The 22770-nt window shown below is 74.9% G+C and carries 17 protein-coding genes and 1 pseudogene; 5 read left to right on the top strand and 13 right to left on the bottom strand.

Annotated features, from left to right (window positions below; all coding sequences use genetic code 11):
• Positions 1-8 precede the first annotated feature (8 nt).
• The 3 genes and pseudogenes from arc to FHN55_RS00455 all read right to left on the bottom strand — a co-directional run bounded on the left by arc (position 9) and on the right by FHN55_RS00455 (position 4174).
• Complete coding sequence (arc, locus tag FHN55_RS00445) at positions 9-1769, bottom strand: proteasome ATPase (protein ID WP_139709699.1); 1761 nt, start codon at positions 1767-1769, stop codon at positions 9-11.
• Between the two features lie 317 nt (positions 1770-2086).
• Positions 2087-2962: pseudogene (locus tag FHN55_RS00450) on the bottom strand (tRNA (adenine-N1)-methyltransferase); the annotation flags it as partial.
• Between the two features lie 66 nt (positions 2963-3028).
• Positions 3029-4174, bottom strand: a complete 1146-nt coding sequence (locus FHN55_RS00455) for a site-2 protease family protein (protein ID WP_139709701.1) — start codon at positions 4172-4174, stop codon at positions 3029-3031.
• Positions 4175-4260: 86 nt separating this feature from the next.
• On the opposite strand from FHN55_RS00455, the gene FHN55_RS00460 reads away from it, so the two are divergent.
• The 3 genes from FHN55_RS00460 (at position 4261) to FHN55_RS00470 (ending at position 8414) form a co-directional block, all read left to right on the top strand.
• The gene (locus FHN55_RS00460) at positions 4261-5160 is read left to right on the top strand and encodes a RecB family exonuclease (protein WP_373995684.1); all 900 of its coding nucleotides are present in this window, start codon (positions 4261-4263) and stop codon (positions 5158-5160) included.
• A 62-nt stretch (positions 5161-5222) separates the two neighbouring features.
• The gene (locus FHN55_RS00465; RefSeq protein WP_139709705.1) at positions 5223-7136 is read left to right on the top strand and encodes a bifunctional diguanylate cyclase/phosphodiesterase; all 1914 of its coding nucleotides are present in this window, start codon (positions 5223-5225) and stop codon (positions 7134-7136) included.
• Positions 7137-7334: 198 nt separating this feature from the next.
• Positions 7335-8414, top strand: coding sequence for a class I SAM-dependent methyltransferase (locus FHN55_RS00470; RefSeq protein WP_139709707.1), 1080 nt, complete (start codon positions 7335-7337; stop codon positions 8412-8414).
• A 10-nt stretch (positions 8415-8424) separates the two neighbouring features.
• Here the strand turns inward: FHN55_RS00470 and FHN55_RS00475 are convergent, their stop codons facing one another.
• The 10 genes from FHN55_RS00475 to FHN55_RS00520 all read right to left on the bottom strand — a co-directional run bounded on the left by FHN55_RS00475 (position 8425) and on the right by FHN55_RS00520 (position 20920).
• Positions 8425-9543, bottom strand: a complete 1119-nt coding sequence (locus FHN55_RS00475; RefSeq protein WP_139709709.1) for an ABC transporter ATP-binding protein — start codon at positions 9541-9543, stop codon at positions 8425-8427.
• A complete protein-coding gene (locus tag FHN55_RS00480) occupies positions 9540-10559 on the bottom strand; it encodes an ABC transporter ATP-binding protein (protein WP_139709711.1) in 1020 nt (339 codons plus the stop codon). The genes FHN55_RS00475 and FHN55_RS00480 overlap by 4 nt, the downstream gene beginning before the upstream one ends.
• A complete protein-coding gene (locus FHN55_RS00485; protein WP_139709714.1) occupies positions 10559-11488 on the bottom strand; it encodes an ABC transporter permease in 930 nt (309 codons plus the stop codon). Before FHN55_RS00485 ends, FHN55_RS00480 begins: the two co-directional genes overlap by 1 nt.
• A 7-nt stretch (positions 11489-11495) precedes the next feature.
• On the bottom strand, positions 11496-12500 hold the full coding sequence (locus FHN55_RS00490) for an ABC transporter permease (protein ID WP_139709716.1): 1005 nt from the start codon (positions 12498-12500) through the stop codon (positions 11496-11498).
• The gene (locus FHN55_RS00495) at positions 12501-14204 is read right to left on the bottom strand and encodes an ABC transporter substrate-binding protein (RefSeq protein ID WP_139709719.1); all 1704 of its coding nucleotides are present in this window, start codon (positions 14202-14204) and stop codon (positions 12501-12503) included.
• 157 nt (positions 14205-14361) lie between these two features.
• Complete coding sequence (locus FHN55_RS00500; protein WP_218974218.1) at positions 14362-15099, bottom strand: HAD family phosphatase; 738 nt, start codon at positions 15097-15099, stop codon at positions 14362-14364.
• Positions 15100-15110: 11 nt separating this feature from the next.
• On the bottom strand, positions 15111-15797 hold the full coding sequence (locus FHN55_RS00505) for a response regulator transcription factor (protein WP_257570590.1): 687 nt from the start codon (positions 15795-15797) through the stop codon (positions 15111-15113).
• A gap of 20 nt (positions 15798-15817) precedes the next feature.
• Complete coding sequence (locus FHN55_RS00510; RefSeq protein ID WP_139709720.1) at positions 15818-18697, bottom strand: FtsX-like permease family protein; 2880 nt, start codon at positions 18695-18697, stop codon at positions 15818-15820.
• On the bottom strand, positions 18697-19563 hold the full coding sequence (locus FHN55_RS00515; RefSeq protein ID WP_139709722.1) for an ABC transporter ATP-binding protein: 867 nt from the start codon (positions 19561-19563) through the stop codon (positions 18697-18699). Before FHN55_RS00515 ends, FHN55_RS00510 begins: the two co-directional genes overlap by 1 nt.
• A gap of 67 nt (positions 19564-19630) precedes the next feature.
• Positions 19631-20920 (bottom strand): sensor histidine kinase, encoded by a 1290-nt coding sequence (locus tag FHN55_RS00520; RefSeq protein ID WP_139709932.1) that lies wholly within the window; start codon positions 20918-20920, stop codon positions 19631-19633.
• Positions 20921-21066: 146 nt separating this feature from the next.
• Here FHN55_RS00520 and FHN55_RS00525 point away from each other — a divergent pair, with 146 nt between their 5' ends.
• On the top strand, positions 21067-21930 hold the full coding sequence (locus FHN55_RS00525) for a PAC2 family protein (RefSeq protein ID WP_306821774.1): 864 nt from the start codon (positions 21067-21069) through the stop codon (positions 21928-21930).
• Positions 21931-22035: 105 nt separating this feature from the next.
• A partial coding sequence (locus FHN55_RS24210) for an alpha/beta fold hydrolase (RefSeq protein ID WP_373995685.1) occupies positions 22036-22753 on the top strand: 718 nt, incomplete at its 3' end.
• Between the last annotated feature and the right edge of the window lie 17 nt (positions 22754-22770).

Consider the following 22770-nt stretch of genomic DNA (forward strand, 5'->3'; position numbering starts at 1 on the left):
GGCCAGGACTAGAGGTACTGCCCCGTGCCGTTGACGGTGTCGATGCTGCGGCCGGGCTCGGCGCCCTTCTTGCCCTGGATGATCGTGCGGATGTAGGTGATCCGCTCGCCCTTCTTGCCCGAGATCCGTGCCCAGTCGTCGGGGTTGGTGGTGTTGGGCAGGTCCTCGTTCTCCTTGAACTCGTCCACGCAGGCGTCGAGCAGGTGCTCGATCCGGATGCCGCGCTGACCGGTGGTGAGGAGGTCCTTGATGGCGGACTTCTTGGCCCTGTCGACGATGTTCTGGATCATCGCGCCGGAGTTGAAGTCCTTGAAGTACAGGACCTCCTTGTCACCGTTGGCGTAGGTGACCTCGAGGAACTGGTTCTCCTCGGACTCCGCGTACATCCGCTCCACGGTCCGCTCGATCATCGCGGTGGCCGTGGCCGTCGGGGACCCGCCGTTGGCGGCCAGGTCGTCGGCGTGCAGCGGCAGGTCGGGCGTCAGGTACTTGGCGAACACGTCGTGCGCGGCCTGGGCGTCCGGACGCTCGATCTTGATCTTCACGTCCAGGCGGCCCGGGCGCAGGATGGCCGGGTCGATCATGTCCTCGCGGTTGGAGGCCCCGATGACGATGACGTTGTCGAGCCGCTCCACGCCGTCGATCTCGGCCAGCAGCTGCGGCACGATCGTCGTCTCGGTGTCGGAGGAGACGCCGGACCCGCGGGTCCGGAACAGCGACTCCATCTCGTCGAAGAAGACGATGACGGGCGTGCCCTCGGAGGCCTTCTCCCGGGCGCGGGCGAAGATCAGGCGGATGTGCCGCTCGGTCTCGCCGACGTACTTGTTGAGCAGCTCCGGGCCCTTGATGTTGAGGAAGTAGCTGCGCACCTCCGTCTTGCCCTGGCGCTCGGCGGCCTGCTTGCTCAGCGAGCGCGCCACCGCCTTGGCGATGAGCGTCTTGCCGCAGCCGGGCGGGCCGTACAGCAGGATCCCCTTGGGCGCCTTCAGCCCGTGCTCCCGGAAGAGCTCGGGGTGGGCGAACGGCAGCTCCACCGCGTCGCGGATGGCCTCGATCTGCCCGGAGAGGCCACCGATGTCGGTGTACTCGATGTCGGGGACCTCCTCCAGGAGGAGCTCCTCGACCTCGGCCTTGGGGACCTTCTCGAACACCACCGAGCTGCGCGGGTCGAGGTTGAGCGCGTCGCCGACGCGCAGCTTGGCCGCCTGCAGCGGTGCCGCGAGGCGCACCACGCGCTCCTCGTCGGCCTGCGCCGTCACCAGCGCCCGGCCGCCGTCGAGGACCTCCTTGAGGGTCACCACCTCGCCGATGCGGTCGTACCCGCCCGCGCGCACCACGTTGAGGGACTCGTTGAGGAGCACCTCCTGGCCGTGGCCGAGCGCGGCGGCGTCGACGGCGGGGCTGACCGCCACGCGCACCTTGCGGCCGGCCTGCACGACGTCGGCCGAGCCGTCCTCGTGGAGCTCGAGGAAGGTGGCGTAGCCGGACGGCGGCTGCGCCAGGCGCTCCACCTCGCCCTTGAGCTCCACCAGCCGGGCGCGCGCCTCGGTGAGGGTGCGCACGAGCCTGTCGTTCTGGGACGTGGACGCCGAGAGCTGCCGCTCCAGCTCCGCCGCCCGCTCCTCCAGCGCCCGGGTGCGGGCAGGGGTCTCGGCCAGGCGCCGTCGCAGGGCACCCACCTCCTCGCGCAGGCCGTCCGCCGCCCGCCGCTGGGCAGGGGGCTCGTGGTGCTCCGTGGTCTCAAAGGGCCCTGAGCTCGCGTCTGACATGGCACACCTCCGCACGACCCGCACGGGGCGGGCCGGAGTCGAGTCCGTGCTCGACGATAACTCCCGGCTCAGACGTCGCGCGGTGAGATCCCCTCGCCCGCAACAGGACCGTCACCCGGCTGTGACGAAGGCGACTCTCCCGACGCCGAGGACGACACCGAGGACGACACCGAGGACGACACCGAGGACGACGCGGCGTCGGCGATCCGGGCGGCGTCCCGCGCCGAGCGCCGCAGCTTCTTGTCCGAGGTGCCCCGCACGCCGAGGGAGGCGTCGTCGAACTCCTCCTCGGCCCACGGGGAGACCAGCGTCCCGGTCTCGTCGCTGGCGCCCGGTGCGGGGCGGCGGCGGCGCTGGGGGGCCGTGGTGCCCGGCGCGAGGCGGCGGCTGGTCATGAGGAAGCCCGTGTGGCCGACCATCCGGTGCTCCGGGCGCACCGACAGGCCCTCGAGGTGCCAGCCCCGCACGAGGGACTCCCACGCGCTGGGCTCGGTCCAGCAGCCGGCGCCCCGCAGGTCCTCCGCGAGGCGCGACAGCTGCGTGGCGGTGGCGACGTAGGCGATGAGCACCCCGCCGGGGGCGAGCACGGTCGCCACGGACTCCAGGCACTCCCAGGGGGCGAGCATGTCGAGCACCACCCGGTCCACGCTGCCCGGCTCCTCGCCGTCCTCGGGGTCCACCAGGGCCTCGGCCAGGTCGCCGACCGTCACGCGCCAGGCGGGGTGGGGGCCGCCGAAGAAGCCCTCGACGTTGCCGCGGGCGATGTCGGCGAAGTCGGCGCGGCGCTCGTAGGAGTGCACGTGCCCGTCGTCCCCCACCGCCCTGAGCAGCGACATCGACAGCGCACCCGACCCGACGCCGGCCTCGACCACGCGCGCGCCGGGGAAGACGTCGGCCATGGCGACGATCTGCCCGGCGTCCTTGGGGTACACCACCGCCGCGCCGCGCGGCATGGACAGCACGTGGTCGGCCAGCAGCGGGCGCAGGGCCAGGTACTCGTGGCCGGAGGTGCTCACCACCACCGAGCCGTCCGGCTGCCCGACGAGCTGCTCGTGGCGCAGGTGGCCGCGGTGGGTGTGGAAGGTGGCGCCGGGCGCCAGGGTGATGGTGTGCAGGCGACCGCGGGGGTCGGTCAGCTGCACCCGGTCACCCACCCGGAACGGGCCGCGCCGCAGCGCGGAGCCGGTGCTCACGGCTCGATCACTCCTCAGTGCTGGAGGTCTGGGACGGGGTCTTCTGGTGGTGCGGGGCGGCGGGCCTCAGCGGCGCGCGGCGCGCGGGCCGAGGACCGCGGCGGTGACGTCGCGGGCCAGCAGCAGCCCCACCACGCGACCGGCCGGGTCGACGAGGACCCACTCCTCGCTCGACTGCCCGGACATGGCCCGGATGAGGTCGGGGCCCACGAGGTGCTCGGGCAGCGCGGTGCCGGGCAGCAGGGCCCTGGCGGCCGCGGTGGCGGGCACCGCGGTGCGGCGCTCAGGAGGGACCTGCGCGGCAGCGGCGGGGTCCAGCAGGCCCTCGGGGCGGCCGTCCGGCGCGGTGAGCACCACGCGGGCGCCCGGGGCCGCGGCGGAGGCCGCCAGCGCGTCGGCCAGGGACGCGGCGGCGGGCACGGCGACCGCGGGGTGGGCGAGGTCGCGCGCGCGGGCCCGGGGCAGGCGCCGGCGGACGGCGGGACCGGCGAGCGCCGCACCGGCTCCCGTCCACAGCACCGCGCCGACGGCGCCCGCCCACACCACGGTGATGAGGTCGGGGCGCCCGCCGTGCAGCAGGGGCCAGCCGAGGGCGACCACGGGGACGGCCACGGCCAGGACGCGCCCGGTCCACCCGGCGGCGACGGTGCCGCGGTCGCGGTCTCCGGTGGCGCGCCAGACGACCGCCTCCAGGAGGCGGCCGCCGTCCAGCGGCAGGCCGGGCAGCACGTTGAACACCGCCACGAAGGCGTTGGTGAGGACGGTGGCGGTGAGCAGCAGCGACGCCAGCGGCGGCAGGGCCTGGGACTGCAGCGGCAGGTAGGCCAGCACCGCGAGCAGCCCGTTGGCCAGCGGACCGACGACGGCGACGGCGAAGCTGCGCCAGGGCGAGGGCATGTCCTGCTCGAACTGGGTGTGGCCGCCCCACAGCGTCAGGACGACGCGGGTGGCCGGCAGGCCCACGCTGCGCGCGACGAGGGCGTGCGCCAGCTCGTGGACCAGCACCGAGACGCCCAGCAGCACCGCGTAGGCGAAGGAGACCGCGTAGGAGGCGACCACCCCGAGGCCGGGGGCCGCGTAGGCCACCGAGCTCTGGAAGAGCAGGGTGATGACGACGGCGATGACGAACCACGACCGCGCCAGCACCACGGGCACGCCGAACAGGCGCCCCAGGACCAGCCCCTCGGAGCGCTCGGACGTCGCCCCAGCCACGGCGCCAGGGTACGGGGCCGCGCGGACGCCGCCGGATCCACAGGTCCGCGGTCGACGCACCGGGGCTGTCGGTGGTGGCGCCTACCGTGGTCGTCGTGTCCGCTTCCCCCGCCACCGAGGTCGCCGAGCAGGCTGAGGCGGCAGCGCCGCCGGTGAGCCGCCGCTCGCTCTCGCCGTCGCGCGCCGGCGACTTCCAGCAGTGCCCGCTGCTTTACCGGTTCCGCACCGTCGACAAGCTGCCCGAGCCGCCGTCGGCGGCCGCGGTGCGCGGCACGCTGGTGCACTCGGCCCTGGAGCACCTCTTCGACCTTCCGGCCGCGGAGCGGACCCCGGAGGCCGCGCAGGCGCTGCTGCCCGGCCGGTGGGAGCAGCTGCAGGTGGACGAGCCCGACGTGGCCACGCTCTTCGACGGCTCCGAGGCCGAGCGCACCTGGCTGGAGTCCGCGGCGGCGCTGGTCCGCACCTGGTTCACGCTGGAGGACCCGACCCGGCTGGAGCCCGCCGAGCGCGAGCTGAAGGTGGAGACCGAGCTGGACTCCGGGCTGCTGCTGCGCGGGATCATCGACCGGGTCGACGTCGCCCCCAACGGCATGGTGCGCGTGGTCGACTACAAGACCGGCCGCTCCCCCGGCGAGGGCTTCGAGGGCAAGGCGCTGTTCCAGATGCGCTTCTACGCCCTGGCGGTCTGGCGCCTCAAGGGTGTGGTCCCGGCGCTGCTGCAGCTGGTCTACCTCGGCGACGGCGTCGTGCTGCGGCTGCAGCCCACCGAGGCCGACCTGCTCGCCACCGAGCGCAAGCTCGAAGCGCTGTCCGCGGCCATCGAGAAGGCCCGGGAGACCGGCGACTGGCGCCCGCGCACGAGCAAGCTCTGCGGCTGGTGCGCCCACCAGGCGCTGTGCCCCGCCTTCGGGGGCACTCCCCCGCCGCTCCCGGTGGCCCTCACCGCCCGCCCGGCGGGTGAGCCGGAGGCTCCAGCGATCGGGTGACCCCCTGCTCCGGACGGGCGTCGGAGGTGCAGTGATCTAGGGCAACGGCCGATCTGGAGGTCGTGAGCAGGCGCACGCCCTTCCCCGGGGGCTATCCCGGCGCGCCCCGACCGGCGGACGAGGCGCCCGCCGGCGGCGGCCACCCCGCGCCCTCGCGCCTGCGCAGCATGACGCGCTCGGTCCCCGCCCCCCGTCGCCCCGCCCTCGCGGCCGCTGTCGAGGGCCTCCGCTGGAAGCCGCGTCAGCGCTCCGTGGTGACAGCCCGTCCGGCGGTGGCCTGGCTCAGCGGCTCCCTCTTCATCGCCACTGGGCTGGCGGTCATCCTCAGCACCTACATGCCCAGCGCCTCCGCTGAGCGCGACGTCCTCGTCGTCAGGGTCGTCAACTGGATCGCCGTGCTCAGCGGGATCGGCATGATCCTCCTGAGGGGGCGCTCCACCAGGCTGCTCCCCCACATCACCACAGCAGGTGGGGTGCTCCTGATCACCACGGCTCTGCTGTCGTCGGGCGGCGGTGCCAGTGCGGTCGCCTACGCGGCGGTCTACTGCCTCGCGCCCGGGTACGCCTTCATGCTCCTCCCTCCCCGGTCAGCCGCAGCGCACCTCGTGGTGACCATCGCCATCGGTGCCCCCGCGCTCTCCCTCGAGTCCGGAGTGGGCGTCGCGGAGCAGGTCGTCGTCTGGGCGGTCGCCTCCCTCCTCGGCGCGGTGGTCGGCTGGATGGCCCACGCGCTGCAGCGCGCGGAGGAGGACCAGCTGACCTCCCTCGCCAACCGGCGCGGCCTCGAGAGGGCGCTGTACGAAGGGATCGCGTCCAGCGGATCCAGCCGCTCCCTCACCTACGCCCTGATCGACATCGACCACTTCAAGGCCTGGAACGACGTGCACGGGCGGGCTGCTGGCGATCGTCTGCTGCAGGAGGCGGCCCAGGCGTGGGCCTCGGTCCTCCCCGAGCACGTGACCCTCGGGAGGCTGGGAGCGGACGAGTTCGGCCTGGTGATGCCGCAGACGACGAGTGCGCGGGCCGCGGAGGTCGTCGCTCGCCTGCACGCCGCCCTGCCCGTGGGCGTCACCTGCTCCGCGGGCCTCGCCCAGCACGAGCCCGGCGAGTCGGCGTCCATGCTCACCGCACGGGCGGAGTCCGCTGTGTACACCGCGAAGCGCGACGGACGAGCCAGGACGCACGAGCACACGGGCGCTGGACCCGACGGGAGAGAGGTGCACGAAGGGCTCCTGCGCGGCGAGTTCGTCGTCCACTTCCAGCCGATCGTCGACCCGCGATCCGGTGCCACCGTCGCCGCGGAGGCGCTCGTGCGCTGGCGTGACCCGCAGGGCGGCCTCGTGCCGCCGATCGAGTTCCTCCCTGACGCCGAGCGGTCGGGCGCCATCATCGAGCTCGGCGAGTGGGTGCTGCGCACCGCCTGCACCGCAGCCGCGTCGTGGGTGCCCCAGGACGGCCAGCTGCCGTACGTGACGGTCAACGCCTCGGGCCGCGAGCTGCAGGAGCCGACGTACTGGCGGACGGTGCGCAGCGCCCTGGCCGACGCTGGGCTGCCGCCGGAGAGGCTCGTCCTGGAACTCGTGGAGAGCCACTACGACATCGAGTCGCTCCACCTGGTGAACAACCTCCACCAGATCCGCCAGCTCGGCGTCCGCACCGCGATGGACGACTTCGGCGTCGGCTACTCCAGCCTCGACCGGCTGCGGCGATCCGGCGTCGACATCCTCAAGATCGACAAGAGCTTCACGGACGACATCTGCTCCTCTGACGCGGAGGCGCCGCTCGTGAGGGCCATCCTGGCCATGGCGCAGGCGCTCGGCCTGCGCGTGGTGGCCGAGGGCGTGGAGACGCAGGTGCAGGCCGAGTGGCTGCTCGCGAACGGCTGCCACGCCGTCCAGGGGTGGTACTACGGCAGGCCGCGCGCCGTCCTCCAGGACGTTCCCGCATCTCAGGAGCGCGTCGTCAGCCCGTCCTGAGGCCTTGACTGCTGGCGATCGCCCGAGCACGCAGAGTGGGTCACCCCGCCGGGACGGCTCTCCTGCGGCGTGTCCTGCACCGTGACGTCCCTCGCGGAAGGGACGATCAGGACGGTGGGTGCCACGAGGCGCCACCGCACGTCCTGACCGCGCGCGGAAGGCGGACCCGTGGTTGTCGACCCTTCGCTGGGTGAGCTCGTGCCCCAGCAGACCTCGCTGCGGCGCCCGGTGTCCCCTCCGGGACAGCGGCTGCTCCTGCCGCACCAGCGCCGCGGGCGCGTCGAGCTCTCGGTGGACGTCGTGGACCGCGTCGACGGAGTGCGGCACCGCCGGCTCGTCGTCGACGACGCGCACACGTCCTCACCGACGCGCACCACGCTCCAGGCCGAGTTCGCCGCCCACGACGCCCTCCTGCGCGCCCACCCCGAGTGGGAGGCCCCCGTCGTCCGCGACGGGCAGCTCGTCCTGAGCAACCCCGCGTCGGAGTTCTTCTACGCCTCCCCGACCATGCGCGAGTGGCGCGTCCGGCTCGTCCCCGGTGCCGGAGCACTGCTGCCCGTCCAGCGCCCCGGCATCAGTCACCTCCCCTCGGGCGCCGCCCTGGACGACACCTCCGTCGCCATCTACCGCGACGCCCTGGACTCCATCGGGGTGCGGACCCGAGCGGTCGTCCTCCAGGAGGTCGCACGACGGGACGCCAGCCGGGGGCGCCACGACGCCCGGCCCCGCTGGGTCAGCCTCGCCAGCGGTGCCGCGGTCCCCGTGCTGGACGCGATGTCCAGCGTCGAGGGACTCTCCCTCCGACCCCACCTGACGCTCGTCGACATCGACCCGGACGCCCTCGCGCTCGCCGAGCGCATGGTCGCCGAGCAGGGCCTCGCCCGCGGCGAGGACGTCGATCTGCTGCAGCGCGACCTCGTCCGGGACCTGCTCGTCCGGTCCACCCTCCTCGGCGAGGTCGGGGCGGGCAGCGTTGACCTGGTCGAGGCCCTGGGCATCTTCGAGTACTTCCGCGACCCGTCCTGCGTGCGCCTGCTGCGCGAGGCGTTCCGCCTCTTGCGGCCGGGCGGGTCGCTCGTGGTCGCCAACATGCTCTCCGACCGGCGCGAGCTCCACTTCAACCAGCGGGCCATCGGGTGGCCGCTGCTCGTCCCCCGCAGCGTCCAGGAGCTCGTCGACCTGGTCCGCCGCGCCGGGCTGCCGCTCGACCGGACGACCATCAGCATTCCCCAGGACGGCGTGTACGCGGTGGTCGACGTGGTGAAGCCGGCCAGCTAGAGCCGGTCGGCTAGACCGGCTCCACCGCCGCGGGGTCGTGGGAGGCCTTCGAGGGCTGCAGCTGCCCGTCGCGGATCGCCTCGGCCCAGTGGCAGGCCACCCGGTGCGGGGTCCCCCCAGCCGGCGCCTGCACCGCGGGGCCGCCGACGGCGGGCATCCCCAGCTCGCGCAGCTGCGGCCGCTCGTCGGCGCACCGCGTCGGCTGCACGAACGGGCAGCGGGTGTGGAAGCGGCACCCCGAGGGCGGGTCGGCCGGGCTGGGCAGGTCGCCGGTGAGCAGGATCCGCTCCCGGGAGTCCTCCACGGTCGGGTCCGGCACCGGCACCGCCGACATCAGCGAGAGCGTGTAGGGGTGCAGGGGCTGGGCGTAGAGGTCGTCGGAGTCGGCCTCCTCCACGATCCCGCCGAGGTACATCACGCCCACCCGGTCGCTGGAGTGCCGCACCACCGCGAGGTCGTGCGCGATGACCAGGTAGGTCAGCCCGAGGGCCTCCTGCAGGTCCTCGAGCAGGTTGAGCACCTGCGCCTGCACGGACACGTCCAGGGCGCTCACCGGTTCGTCGGCGACGACGAGCGACGGCTCCGCGGCCAGCGCCCGCGCGATGCCGATGCGCTGGCGCTGCCCGCCGGAGAACTCGTGCGGGTAGCGGGTGGCCGCCGACGCGGGCAGGCCCACCATCCCCAGCAGCTCGCGCACGCGCCTGCCGCGCTCGCCCTTGCCGGGGAAGAGGCCGTGGGCGCGCAGCGGCTCGGCGACGGCCGCCTCGACGTCCATGCGCGGGTCGAGGCTCGCCATCGGGTCCTGGAAGACCATCTGCATGCGGCGCCGCTCGCGGCGCAGCGCCTCGGTGCCCAGCGAGCGCAGGTCGGTGCCGTCCAGCGTGACGGTCCCCGCCGTCGGCTCGGTCAGGCGCAGCAGCGCCCGGCCGAGCGTCGACTTGCCGCAGCCGGACTCCCCCACGAGGCCGTAGGTCTCCCCGCGGCGCACGTCGAGGTCGACGCCGTCCACCGCCTTGATGGGCGACCCGGCCCGGCGCAGCAGCCCGCCGCGGCCCGGGTAGTGCACGGCGACGCCGCGCGCGGACAGCAGCACGTCGTCAGGCCGGGGAGCGTCCTGCGGGGTGCTCATGCGCTGCGCTCCTCGGGGTGGGCGGTCGGGACCGGGTGCGCGCAGCGCAGCAGGTGCTGCCCAGCCGCGGCCGGTGCGTCGTCGTCCTGCTCCAGGGGCAGGTCGGGCACGCGGCAGTCGCCGGAGGCGGCGGTGCACCGGGGCGCGAAGGCGCACCCGTCGGTCCACCCGATGACGTCGCGCGGCGTGCCGGGGATCGGCTGCAGCCGCTGGCCGCGCGGCGCGTCGAGGCGCGGCACGGACGCGAGCAGCCCCGAGGTGTAGCGGTGGCGGGGCCTGGCGAAGAGCTCGTGCCGCCCCGCCCGCTCCACCACGCGGCCCGAGTACATGACCGTCACGGTGTCGCACAGGCCCGCCACCACGCCCAGGTCGTGGGTGATGAGCAGCATCGCCGTGCCGCGCTCGCGCACGAGGTCTCCCATGAGCTCCAGCACCTGCGCCTGGATGGTGACGTCGAGCGCCGTGGTCGGCTCGTCGGCGATGAGCAGCTTGGGGTTGCAGGCGAGCGCGATGGCGATCATGGCGCGCTGGCGCATGCCGCCGGAGAGCTGGTGGGGGTACTCCCGCAGCCGCCGCACCGGCGCGGGGATGCCCACGCGCGCCAGCAGCTCGCCGGCCTCGTCGCGGGCCGCCTTCCGCGAGGCCCCCGTGTGGCGGCGCAGCACCTCGGTGATCTGCGTGCCGACCGTGACCACCGGGTTGAGCGAGGTCATCGGGTCCTGGAAGACCATCGCGACGTCGCGGCCCCGCACGCCCTCCAGGTCCCTCTCGGGCAGCGACAGCAGGTCGCGTCCGTCGAAGACCGCCGTGCCGGAGACCTGCGCGGTCTTGGGCAGCAGTCCCATCACCGCCAGCGAGGTCACGGACTTGCCGGACCCGGACTCCCCGACGAGCCCGGCCACCCGGCCGGCCTCCACGTCGAAGGAGACGCCGTCGACGGCCTTGGACGACGACGAGCCGCGCCCGGACCCGCCGGGGAACGCCACGGAGAGGTCCCTGACCTCGAGCAGTGCCACTACTTGCGTCCCTTGGGGTCGAGCGCCTCTCGCAGGGCCTCTCCGAGGAGGGTGAAGCCGAGCGCGGTGACGGCGATGCAGGCACCCGGCCAGATCGCCAGGTGCGGGTCGGTGGCCAGGCGCGACTGCGCGTTGACGAGCATGCGCCCCCACTCCGCCGTGGAGGGGTTGGAGGCCCCCAGTCCGAGGTAGCTCAGGGCCGCCACCTCGATGATCGCCGTCGCCAGCGTGAGGGTGGCCTGCACGATGACCGGCCCCAGCGAGTTGGGCAGCAGGTGGCTCATGACCACCGTGCGGCGGCGCACCCCCAGGGAGTGCACGGCCAGCACGTAGTCGGACCCGCGCTGGGCCAGCATCGAGCCGCGCAGCAGCCGCGCGAAGATCGGCACCTGCGCCGCGGCGATCGCGATCATCACCGAGATCGGCCGCTGCCCGAGGACGGCCGCCACGCTGACGGCCAGCAGCAGCGACGGGATCGACAGCAGGATGTCGACCAGCCGCATCACCACCGTGTCGACCCACCCGCCGATGCCGCCGGCCAGCACGCCGAGCACGGCGCCACCGGCCAGGCCCAGCGCGGTGGAGACCACGCCGATGACCAGCGACTGCCGCGCGCCGAAGACCAGCTGGGTGAGCAGGTCGGTGCCGGGGCTGTCCAGCCCGAGCGGGTGGCCCGGCGACGGGCCCGGCACCGAGGACGGCGTGACGCCGCTGTTCGGCAGGGGCACGCCGGGGGTGCCGGGCGCGATGAGCGGCGCGAAGAGCGCCACGAGCAGGAAGGCCAGCACGATGACGGCGCCGGCGATGGCGGTGGGGTTGCGCCGCAGGCGGCGCCACGCGCTGTGCCACAGCCCGCCGCTGCCGACCGCGTCCGGGTCGGGGGCACCGGTCGGCGTGGTCGGCTCCAACGCTTCCGAGATCTGGGTCATGGGTGCCTCACGAGAGCCTGACGCGGGGGTCGATGACCCCGTAGAGGACGTCCACGACCAGGTTGACCAGGGCGTACGTCAGGGCGATGAACAGGATGAACCCCTGCAGGACGGCGTAGTCGAGCTGGCTGATGGCCTGGAAGAGGTAGCTGCCGATGCCGTTGAAGGCGAACACCGACTCGGTGAGCACCGCCCCGGAGAACAGCAGGCCCGTCTGCAGGCCGATGGTGGTGACCACCGGCAGCAGCGCGTTGCGCAGCACGTGCCGGCGGCTGATGAGCGCGCGCGGCAGGCCCTTGGCCCGGGCGGTGCGCACGTGGTCCTCCCCGAGCACCTCCAGCACGGAGGCGCGGGTGATGCGCACGATGATCGCCAGCGGGATGGTGCCCAGCGCGATGCCCGGCAGCACCAGGTGGACGATCGCGTCCCAGCTGGCGTCCCACTCCCGCGTGAGGATCCCGTCGAGCACGTAGAACCCCGTGACGTGCGTGGCGTCGATGCGCGGGTCCTGGCGGCCCGACGTCGGCAGCCACGGCAGCCACTGCGAGAACACGATCTTCAGCAGGTACGCCAGGAAGAACACCGGGATCGTCACGCCGAGCAGCGAGCCGCCCACCATGAGCGTGTCCAGCGCGCCGCCGGCGCGCCGCGCCGCCGCGTACCCCAGCGGGATGCCGAGGACGACGGCGAAGAGCAGCGCCGCGACGCTCAGCTCGATGGTCGCGGGGAAGCGCGACAGGAAGGAGTCGAGCACCGGCTCCCCCGACGAGCTCGAGGAGCCCAGGTCGCCCCGGAGCAGCCGCCCCACGTAGGTGACGAACTGCACCGGGAGCGGCTGGTCGAAGCCGTACGCGGCGTTGACCTGCGCGATCGACTCCGGCGTCGCGCGCTGACCGAGCAGCGCGCGGGCCGGGTCGCCGGGCAGGGCCCGCAGCCATGCGAAGAGCAGGACCACGAGCCCCGCCAGCACCGGCACCAGCAGCAGCAGGCGCCGGACGACGAACCGGAGCACTCAGCTCTCGGACAGGGTGATGGTGTTCCAGACCTCGTCCTGGACCGGCGAGGGCTGGTAGCCCTGGACCGTGGAGGCGAAGGCCAGCGACGGCACCGGCGAGGAGATCGGCACGCCCGGGACGAACTGCGCGATCTGCTCGTTGATCTGCTGGTACGCCGGGACCTGCTCGTCGCGGGTCGGCAGACCGCGGGCGGCGGTCAGCGCCTGGAACAGCTCGGCGTTGTCGAAGCCCCACTCGTTGGACTTCTGGCCGAAGAAGACGCCGAGGAAGTTGTCCGGGTCGTTGTAGTCGCCGGTCCAGCCCAGCAGGTGGATGCCGTGGTCGGAGCCGCCCTGGATCTTGTCCAGGTAGTCCGGGCTCCACTTGTTCGCCACCGGGTTGACGGTGATGCCGACGGCCTGCAGCTGGCTCTGGATGGCCGTGAAGGTGGCCTCCGGGCTCGGCATGTACGGGCGGGAGACGTCGGTCGGGTAGTTGAAGTCGATCGTCAGGTTCGACTGGCCGGCCTCGGCGAGCAGCTGCTTGGCCCGCTCCGGGTCGTAGTCGTAGGTCGTGACGTCGGGGTTGTAGCCCGCCACCGTGTCGGGGATGAACTCGATCGCCGGCTCGCTGCCCTCGGGCAGCGACTGGCTGATGACCGCGTTCTTGTCGATCGCGTAGGAGATCGCCTGGCGCACGCGGACGTCGGCCAGCGCCGGGTCCGCCTGGTTGAAGCCCAGGTAGAGGATGTTGAACGCCGGGCGGTTCACCACCTGGAACCCACCGGACTTCAGGCCCTCGATGTCACCGGGCGCCACGAGGTCGTAGCCGTCGATGTCACCGGCCTGCAGCGCCTGCAGGCGGGCGTTGCCGTCGGCGATGGTCCGGATGATGACCTCGTCGACCTTGGGCTTGTCGCCCCAGTAGCTCTCGTTCGGCTTCAGCGTGACCTGCTGGCCGCGGTCCCAGGAGTCCAGGACGAAGGGCCCGGTGCCCGTGGGGTGCTCGGTGGCGTAGGAGGAGAAGCGCGGGTCGTCCTCGGTGCCGCCGGTGTTGTCGGCGTCGTACTCCTGCATCGCCGTGGGGCTCTGCATGGAGAAGGCCGGCAGGGACAGCGCCTGGACGAAGCCGGCGAACGGCTGGGTCAGGGTGACCACGGCCTGGTTCGCGGACGGCGCGGTGCAGCCGCCGTAGATGCCGCCCTGCTTGGCCGGGTCGTCGCTGGTCTTGAAGCCCTTGAAGATCGAGCCGTAGTAGTAGCTGATGTTCCCGGACTGGTTGACGCCCGACCAGTTGTACCAGCGGTCGAAGTTGGCGCAGACCGCCTCGCCGTTGAAGTCGGTGCCGTCGGAGAACTTCACGCCCTGCTTGAGGTCGAAGGTCCAGGTCAGGCCGTCAGCGCTGCCGGTCCACTTCTCCGCCAGCAGCGGGGCGGGGTCAGCGGTGCCGGGCTGCGTGCCCACCAGGCCCTCGAAGATCTGCCGCGCCACGCGGAAGGTCTCGCCGTCCGAGGCGAACGCCGGGTCGAGCATGACCGGGTCGGAGGAGGCCGCGAAGACGAACGTGCCGCCCCCGGAGCCGGAGCCGGACGAACCGTCGCTGCTGGACGTGTCGCGCTGGCTCTGCGCGCAGCCGGTCAGGGCGACGGCGGTGGCCAGGACGGCGGCTGCCGCTCCCAGCAGGCGCGGTGCACGGTGACGTGCAGGGCGGGTGGCTCGCACAGGGATCTCCTCGAGCGTCGACGGTCGGGCCGCGTCAACGGTGCTGAATCAGCGGCGCCGAGCACGTTAGGCCGTCGATGGACCTGCGAACACCCTGGGGTGCGACTGAGAGGTCACGATCCGGTCACGCGCTCGCCACCCGCCGGCCGCCGCGCCGTCAGCGGTGCAGCGGCGCCGAGGCGCCCTCGTCGGGCGCGGCACCGGCGGTCACCGCCGCCAGCCACGTGAGGTCGCGCCCCTCCAGGGAGGCGACGCGCACCAGACCGGGCCGGGCCTCCAGCTCCACGACGCACGGGACGCCGACGGTCGGGACGCCGGCCGCGAGCGCGCTGGTGACGCCGGTGGTGGAGTCCTCCAGGGCCACGCAGCGGGCGGGGTCGACGCCGAGGCGGCGGGCGGCCTCGAGGTAGGGGTCGGGGGCGGGCTTGCCGCGCTTCACGGCGTCCCCGGTGACCACGGCGGCGAAGGTGCCCTCGGGCAGGAGGGCGACCAGCTCGTCGGCGAGCACCCTCCAGGACATGGTCACCAGGGCGCAGGGGACACCGGCCTGGCGGACGGCGGTGAGCAGCTCGCGGGCCCCGGGGCGCCAGGGCACGTCGGCGCGGAACTGCTCCACCACGCGGCGCAGGAGCGCGGCGACGACCTCGTCGATGACCAGGTCGACCCCGCCCTCGGTGCGCAGCCGGCGGGCGGACTCGCGCAGGTCCGAGCCGACCAGCGAGCGGGCCTGGTCCTCCGACCACGACCCTCCGTGCTCCGCGACCAGGGCGAACTCGGCCTCGAACCAGTACGGCTCGGTGTCGACGAGGGTGCCGTCCATGTCCCACAGCACCGCCTGCGGCAGAGGGTGGGCGCCGGCGGGGCGGGCGCTGGTGTCGAGGGGGGCGTCGCTCACGTGCGGCGACGCTACCCGCCGGGCCGGACCAGGCCCGTCTCGTAGGCGGTGACCACGGCCTGGACGCGGTCGCGGGCGCCGAGCTTGGCGAGCACCCGGCCCACGTGCGTCTTGACCGTGGCCTCGGCGACGTGGAGGTCGCCGGCGATCTCGGTGTTGGACCGGCCGCGGGCCATGAGCACCAGCACCTCCCGCTCCCGGTCGGTGAGGGCGTCGAGGGCGGTGGTCTCCCCGCCGTCGACGGCTCCTTCGGCGGCCAGCAGCGGGGCCACGTGCTCGAGGAGGCGCCGCGTGGTGGAGGGTGCGATGACGGCGTCTCCGGCGTGCACGGTGCGCACGGCGGCCAGCAGCTCCTCCGGCGGGGCGTCCTTGAGGAGGAAGCCGCTGGCGCCCGCGCGGATCGCCGCGAGCGCGTACTCGTCGATGTCGAAGGTGGTCAGCACCACCACCTTGGAGGCCGGCAGCGACGCGGTGATGCGGGCGGTGGCCTCGATGCCGTCGACCCGGGGCATCCGCACGTCCATGAGCACCACGTCCGGTGTGACCGCGCGGGCCATCGAGACGGCCTGCTCGCCGTCCCCGGCCTCCCCCACCACCTGCAGGTCGGGCTGGGAGTCGATGACCATGCGGAAGCCGGCGCGCAGCAGCTGCTGGTCGTCGACGAGGAGGACCCTGATGACGTCGTCTCCTGGTGCCACGGCGTCGAACCTAGCGCTGGTCACTGGTCGGCCAGTGCGGCGACCGGCGGCGTGCGCACGGCCCGCCGCGCGGGCAGCACCGAGGCCAGCAGACCCGCGACGACGGCGACGGCGAGCAGCAGCCCGAGGCGAGCCCACGGCACCGACGGCGTCCAGACGGCGTCTCCGCCCGCGGCGGCGACGCCGCCGAGGAGCGAGGCCGCCCCGGCCCAGCCGTACAGCGATCCCAGCACCACGCCGAGCAGGCCGCCGACGCCCGCCACCAGGGCTCCCTCGAGCGCCAGCATCCGCCGCAGCTGCCCCCGGGTCAGCCCCAGGGCTCGCAGCACGGCGTTCTCGCGGGTCCTCTCGATCACGGACAGGCTGAGGGTGTTGGCCACCCCCACGAGGGCGATGACGACGGCGACGGCGAGCAGGCCGACCACCACGAGCAGCATCGTGTCGATGACGCGCTGGTAGCCGGCCCGCTCGGCCGCGAGCCCGCTCACGGACACCGCTGAGGCGTAGGCGTCCCCCGCGGTCGAGACGGCACCGGGTCCGGTGGCGTCGCCGACGGCGCTCTGGACCGCCCCGGCCACCTCCACCGGGTCCGCTCCGGGGTCGGTCCGCAGCCACAGGTCGCGCAGCCCGCCGTCCTGCGTGGCCGTCAGCTGCAGGGCCGCGGCGTCCTCCGGGGCGAGGACCACCTGCCGACCACCGAGGTCGGTGACAGCCACCCGGACCTCGAGCTCGGGCGGCGCCGGCTGAGCGGCCCCCGGCGAGCCGGAGCCGTCCGCGCCCACGGTGCCGTCGTCCGCCCAGACCGCGGACACCGCGGTGAGGAGGAGCTCGCCGCCGTCGCGGACCCCGACCCGTTGCGCTGTCTCCCGGGACAGCACGGCGGTGCCCGGCGCGAGCGGGGCGACGTCCGCGGGGCGGACCAGCACCCCCTCGAGGTCCTCGCGCGGCGCAGAGACCACCTCGAGGTCGAAGGTCGCACCGTCCGGGCTGGCGCCCGGCCCCCCGTGCGTGGTCACCTCGCCGGTGGTCAGCAGCGCGGTCGCCCCGACTCCCGGCACCGCGCGCGCGGCGCTCACCAGGGCGGGGTCGAGGTCCGAGGGCAGCGCGCGACCGTCGGCGGTGTAGTCCGGGACGGCGCTCACCGTGACGTCGACCGGGAACTGGCGGTCGAGGGCTGCGGACAGCGTGCGGCTGGTGGTCGCCGCCCCCACCACCATGAGGGCGACGAGCGTGGTGCCGATGAGCAGCGCACCCGCCGTGGAGGCCGTCCTGCGGGGGTTGCGAACGGCGTTGAGCGCGGCCAGGCGCGAGGGGGCGCCACCGGCGCGGGCCACCAGGAGCCCGACCAGGGAGACCGTCCGCGGGACCAGGAAGACCGCTCCCAGCAGCACCCCTGTGAAGGACGCCGTGCCGCCCAGCACCGCCGCAGCGACGCCCCACGAGGTGACCTCCTGCCCGGTCCCCTGCAGGCCGAGGAGCTCGTTGAAGGACCCGGTGGCGAACAGCACCCCCACCACGAGGAGAGTCCCCCCGCCGAGCAGGAGCAGCAGGGCGGAGACCAGGCGCACCCGCGAGGCGCGGAGGCGCAGGTCGGGCGCGTTCAGCGGGCGCAGCGCCTCGAGCGGGGAGACGCGGGTGGCGGCGCGCGCGGGCACCCACGCCGCGAGCACCGTGGCCAGGGTCCCGACAGCCAGCGGCGCCAGGACGGCGGACGTGGTGAGCACGACGCCGTCGGGCACGGGGACGCCAGCGGCGTGGCGCGCCAGGACCTGCGCGGCGGCGACTGACAGCGCGGTGCCCGCGAGCACCCCGACCACCGAGGCGACCACGCCCAGCACCGCGGCTTCTGCGAGCACGCCGCGCCGCACCTGGCCCTTCGTGGCGCCCACGCAGCGCAGCAGCGCGAGCTGCCGGGTGCGCTGCGCGACGAGCACGGAGAAGGTGTTGGTGATCACCGTGGTGGCCACGACGAGGGCGACGGCGGCGAACGCCAGCACCACCCCGGTGAGGATGCGGGTGCCCCCGAGGGCGTCGTCCACGGACCTGTCGACGACCTGCTGCACGGTGAGGACGTCGGCCGGCGGTGCGTCGCCCGTCCACCCCTGGGAGGGGTCCCAGTCGCCGGTCTGGGCCACCAGCCCCGCGTCCTCCAGCCGCTGCGCCACCGCGTCGCGGACCTGCTCGGGGTCGCTGCCGGCGGTGTCGATCACCAGGGCTGTCGTGTACCCGGTGGTCGGAGCGCCAGCGGACAGGTCTCCGTGGGCGTCGGCCGACCAGTTGAGGGCGTCGGCCGGGGTGGCCAGCGTCGCGCTGACCGCACCGAACAGACCGCCGGCGTCGTCGTCGAGCAGACCGACCACCTCGACCGGGACGTCGACCGGGTCGGGCGCGCCGCCGGCCTCGGTGGCGCCCGCGTCGGCCGTGGTCGACGGCTGGGTCCGCACCGCGAGCGATCCGCCGACCTGCACGCCGAGGCGCTCGGCGGTGGACCTTGCCACGGCCACCTGGCCGGGTGCCGCGGGGAGCGCGCCGGACAGCAGCTGGTCCCGGTCCGCCCCGGCGAGCTCGGGGGCGGAGGACGTGCTGCGCAGCGCGGTGTACTCGGTGCCGGCAGCGCCCACCAGCTGGACACCGGCGTCGACGCGCCCCTCTGCAGCGCCGACGCCCGGCACGCCGCGCAGGTCCGCCACCTGGCTCTCGGAGAGGGGAGCGCCGTTGGTGCGCACCACGACGTCGGCACCGGTGTACTGGGCGGCGACGGTGGCGGCGACGGTGCGCGTGAACAGCGCCGACGTGAGCAGGACGGCGGCGACGAAGCCGGTGCCGAGGGCCACGGCCACGCCGGCGAGCAGCAGGCGGCCCGCTGTCGAGCGGGCCTGGCGCAGCGTGAGGCGCAGCATCACAGCCCCGCGGAGGGGGACGGGACGCCGAAGGTGCCGGACGCTGACGACACGGCGCGCAGCTGGCCGGTGGTCGTGGCGCCACCGGCCGGCGGCAGGGACGTGCGCAGGGCGTCGAGGGCGGACGCGACGGCCTCGGGGGTGGGGTCGGTGACCTCCCCGGCGAGCCGGCCGTCGGCGAGGAGCACCACGCGGTCGGCGTAGGAGGCCGCCACCGCGTCGTGGGTGACCATGACGACGGTGCGGCCGAGCTCGCGCACGCTGCGGCGCAGGAACTCGAGCACCTCGGCACCGGAGCGGGAGTCGAGGTTGCCGGTGGGCTCGTCGGCGAGCACCAGCTCGGGCTTGGTGATGAGGGCGCGGGCGATGGCCACGCGCTGCTGCTGGCCGCCGGACAGCTCGCTGGGCCGGTGCGAGAGGCGCTCGCGCAGGCCCAGGACGTCCACGAGGTCCGCCATCCACTCCCGGTCGAGCCTGGCACCGCCTCGACCGCCCAGCTCGAGGGGCAGGGTGATGTTCTGCTCGGCGGTGAGCACCGGCAGGAGGTTGAACTGCTGGAAGACGAAGCCGAGCCGCTGGCGGCGCAGCAGCGTCAGGGCCGTGTCGCCGAGCTCGGTGAGGTCGGTCTCCCCGAGCAGCACCCGGCCGGACGTGGCCGTGTCGAGGCCCGCGAGCAGGTGCAGCAGCGTGGACTTGCCCGAGCCCGACGGGCCCATGATCGCGGTGAAGGCGCCCCGCCCGAAGCTGACGTCCACGCCCCGCAGCGCGTGCACGGCGGCCGGGCCGCGCCCGTAGGTCTTGGTGAGGCCCACGGCCGTGGCCGCCGGCGTGCCGGCGGGCGGCGCGGCGGGTGCTGTCGAGGTCATGCGTCGAGCATGGGCGCCTCGGGCGCCGCGGCGCATCGGCGCCCGGGCCCCCGCTGCGGCGCCGGCGTCATACCGACGGCTGACCCCCCGTCGGTGCCGGGCTCCGCCCCGAGGAGGGCACGGGCAGGACCGCCTGCACCGCGAACCCGCCGCCGCTGCGGGGGCCGGCGTGAGCGGTCCCCCCGTACAGCGCCATCCGCTCCGCCATCCCGGCCAGGCCGCGCCCGACGCCGTCGCCGCGCGCCTCGCCGTCGACGGTGGCCGACGCCCCGCGGCCGTCGTCCTCGACGTGCGCCTCCAGCCGCCCGGGCCCCCAGTGCAGCCGCACGGTCGCCCGGGCCGACGGCCCGCCGTGCTTGAGCACGTTCGTCAGGCCCTCCTGGACCACGCGGTAGACCGCCAGGCCCGCCCCGGCGGGCAGCTGGCGCGCCTCCCCGGTGGTCACCAGGGCCACCGGCAGCCCGCTGGCCCGCACGGAGGCGACCAGAGCGGGCACGTCCTCGACGCCCGGCTGCGGCTCGAAGACGGCGCCGCCGTCCTCCCGGAGCACCCCGAGGAGCCGGCGCATGTCGGTGAGCGCCGCCCGGCCGGTGGCGGCCACGGACTCCAGGGCGCGCACCGCGGCGGCGGGGTCGGCCGCGGCGGCGTACCGCCCGCCGTCGGCCTGGGCGATCACCACCGACAGGGAGTGGGCGACGACGTCGTGCATCTCCCGGGCGATCCGCGCGCGCTCGGCGGCGGCGGCCAGCGCCTGCAGCTGCTCGCGCTCGGTCTCCACGCCGCGGGCGCGCTCCTCCAGCGTGCGCACGTGCGCCAGGCGCGTGCGGCGCCACTGCCCCAGGGTCCACGCCAGCAGCGCCAGCACCCCCGCGGTCACCGTCACCGCGACCACCACCACGAGGGCCTCGCCGACGTCCCCCGACGCCCGGCCCAGCGCCACCCCGAGCCCGAGGGCCCCGGCCAGCGCCACGACCAGGCCCCAGTAGCGGGCCCACCGGGGCCCGTGCGCCGCCACGGAGTAGAGCGCCACCAGCACCGCCGCGTCGGACGGGGAGACCAGCAGCGCCTCGCCCGAGCTGCCGGCCGCCAGACCGGTGAGCAGGTGGGCCGCGGCGACCGCGTCGACGACGACGGCGGTGACCACCGGCCGTGCGCGTCGCAGCGCGAGCACGCCCACCTGCAGCAGCGCGGCCAGCGCCTGCCAGGGCGATGCGCCGGAGGCGAAGATCGCCGCGAGCAGCAGCGCGAGGGGGCAGAAGAGGGCCGCGTCGACCACCACGGGGTGGGTCCTCACCCACGCCTCGGAGGCGTCGACGCGGCCGCGCACCCCTCCGGGGCGACGGGGGTCCCGCTCCATCACCCGGCCACGCTAGGGCCGGGTGGGCGTCGCGGCGTCGTCCTGGCGGGTGAGCGCGCCGCCCGCCGCCTCCGCCCTCGGACCCACCCCCCGCCTAGGCTGGCCGCGTGGCGCCCTGCAGACGGGGGCGCTGACGGGAGGCAGACGTGGCACCTGAGGAGCACCCGCTCGCCGAGCCGGTGATGCTCGCGGCGTTCGAGGGCTGGAACGACGCGGGCGAGGCCGCCAGCGGCGCGCTCGACCACCTGCGCCGCGTCTGGGGCGCGGAGCAGGTCGCGGAGCTCGACCCCGAGGAGTACCACGACTTCCAGGTCAACCGGCCGCAGGTGAGCCTCGACGACGACGGCCGGCGCACCATCACCTGGCCCACCACGCGGATCTTCGCGGCCACCGCGCCGGCCAGCGGCCGCACCGTGGTGCTCGTGCACGGCATCGAGCCGTCGATGCGCTGGCGCCGCTACACCGGCGAGCTGCTCGAGCACGCCCGCGCCCTCGGCGTCGAGACGGTGATCACCATGGGCGCGCTGCTCGCCGACGTCCCCCACACCCGCCCGATCCCCATCTCCTCCACCACCGACGACGACGACCTGCTGCGCCGCCTCTCGCTCGAGCGGTCGACCTACGAGGGCCCCACCGGCATCGTCGGCGTGGTCTCCGAGGCCGCCGCCAGCGCCGGACTGCCGTCGCTGAGCCTGTGGGCGGCCGTGCCGCACTACGTGGGCCAGTCGCCCTCCCCCAAGGCGGTGCTGGCGCTGCTGGGCCGCATCGAGGAGGTCCTCGGCGAGCCGGTGCCCCTGGGCGACCTCACCGACGACGCCCGCGCCTGGGAGCACGGCGTGGACGAGCTGGCCGGCGAGGACGCCGAGATCGGCGAGTACGTCCGCCAGCTCGAGGAGGCCAAGGACACCGCAGACCTCCCCGAGGCCTCCGGGGAGGCCATCGCGCGGGAGTTCGAGCGGTACCTGCGCCGACGGCCCGACGAGGGCAAGGACGGGCTGACCGGCGGCTGAGGCCCGGCCGTGGGCGTCGACGCGGTGCTGTGGTGCGGCGGCTCCCCCTCCACGGGGGCCGTCCCGGCCCCGCTGCGCGCGGCCTGCGACGCCGCGGGCCTGCCCGTGGCGTCCTGGCCGCGCCCCGGGTACGCCGGTCGGGAGCGCCGGCCCGGGCGGGTGGTGGCCGACGGCGCCGCCGACGCCGCCGCAGCACTGGACCGCCTCGGCGCCTCGCGCGCGGTGGTGGTCGGCTACTCCGGCGGGGGCCCGCACGCCCTGGCCGCAGCGGCCCTCGAGCCGCGGGTGGTGGGCGTGCTGGCCCTGGCCAGCCCGGCGCCGCGGACGCTCCTGGAGGGCGCTCAGGACGACGACGCGTGGTTCCGCGGGATGGCCTTCCCGGCTGCGCTGCGCGCTGCGGCGGCCGGCCGGGAGGCGCGCGAGCGGCTGGCGCTGGTCGAGGAGTTCGACCCGGCGCAGTTCACCGCCTCGGACTGGGCGGCCCTGGAGGGACCCTGGGGCGCCGTCGGTGACGACGCGCAGGCTGCGAGCGCGGCTGCCGCTCCGCGCGCCGACGGCTCTCCGGGCGTGCCGGACGGGCAGGTCGACGACGACCTCGCGCTCGTCGCGCCGTGGGGCGTCGACCTGGCGCTCCTGGCGGGGGTGCCGGTGGTCCTGGCGCACGGGCGCGACGACCTCGTGGTGCCCCCCGCGCACGGCGAGTCGCTGGCGTCCGCGGTGCCCGGTGCGCGACTGGTCCGCGTCGACGGAGCCGGGCACGTCGCCGTGCTGCTGGAGGTGCCGCGGCTGCTGACCGAGCTGGCCCGCGCGTGCGGAGAACAGGNNCCTGTTCTCCGCACG

The organism is Streptomyces sp. NP160 (genome assembly GCF_006335115.1).
Classification (GTDB): domain Bacteria; phylum Actinomycetota; class Actinomycetes; order Actinomycetales; family Quadrisphaeraceae; genus Quadrisphaera.

Coding starts and splice junctions, on each gene's coding strand:
- FHN55_RS00475 (WP_139709709.1), bottom strand. CDS start 9,543: ATGAGCACCCCGCAGGACGCTCCCCGGCCTGACGACGTGCTGCTGTCC.
- arc (WP_139709699.1), bottom strand. CDS start 1,769: ATGTCAGACGCGAGCTCAGGGCCCTTTGAGACCACGGAGCACCACGAG.
- FHN55_RS00485 (WP_139709714.1), bottom strand. CDS start 11,488: ATGACCCAGATCTCGGAAGCGTTGGAGCCGACCACGCCGACCGGTGCC.
- FHN55_RS00510 (WP_139709720.1), bottom strand. CDS start 18,697: ATGCTGCGCCTCACGCTGCGCCAGGCCCGCTCGACAGCGGGCCGCCTG.
- FHN55_RS00520 (WP_139709932.1), bottom strand. CDS start 20,920: ATGGAGCGGGACCCCCGTCGCCCCGGAGGGGTGCGCGGCCGCGTCGAC.
- FHN55_RS00515 (WP_139709722.1), bottom strand. CDS start 19,563: ATGACCTCGACAGCACCCGCCGCGCCGCCCGCCGGCACGCCGGCGGCC.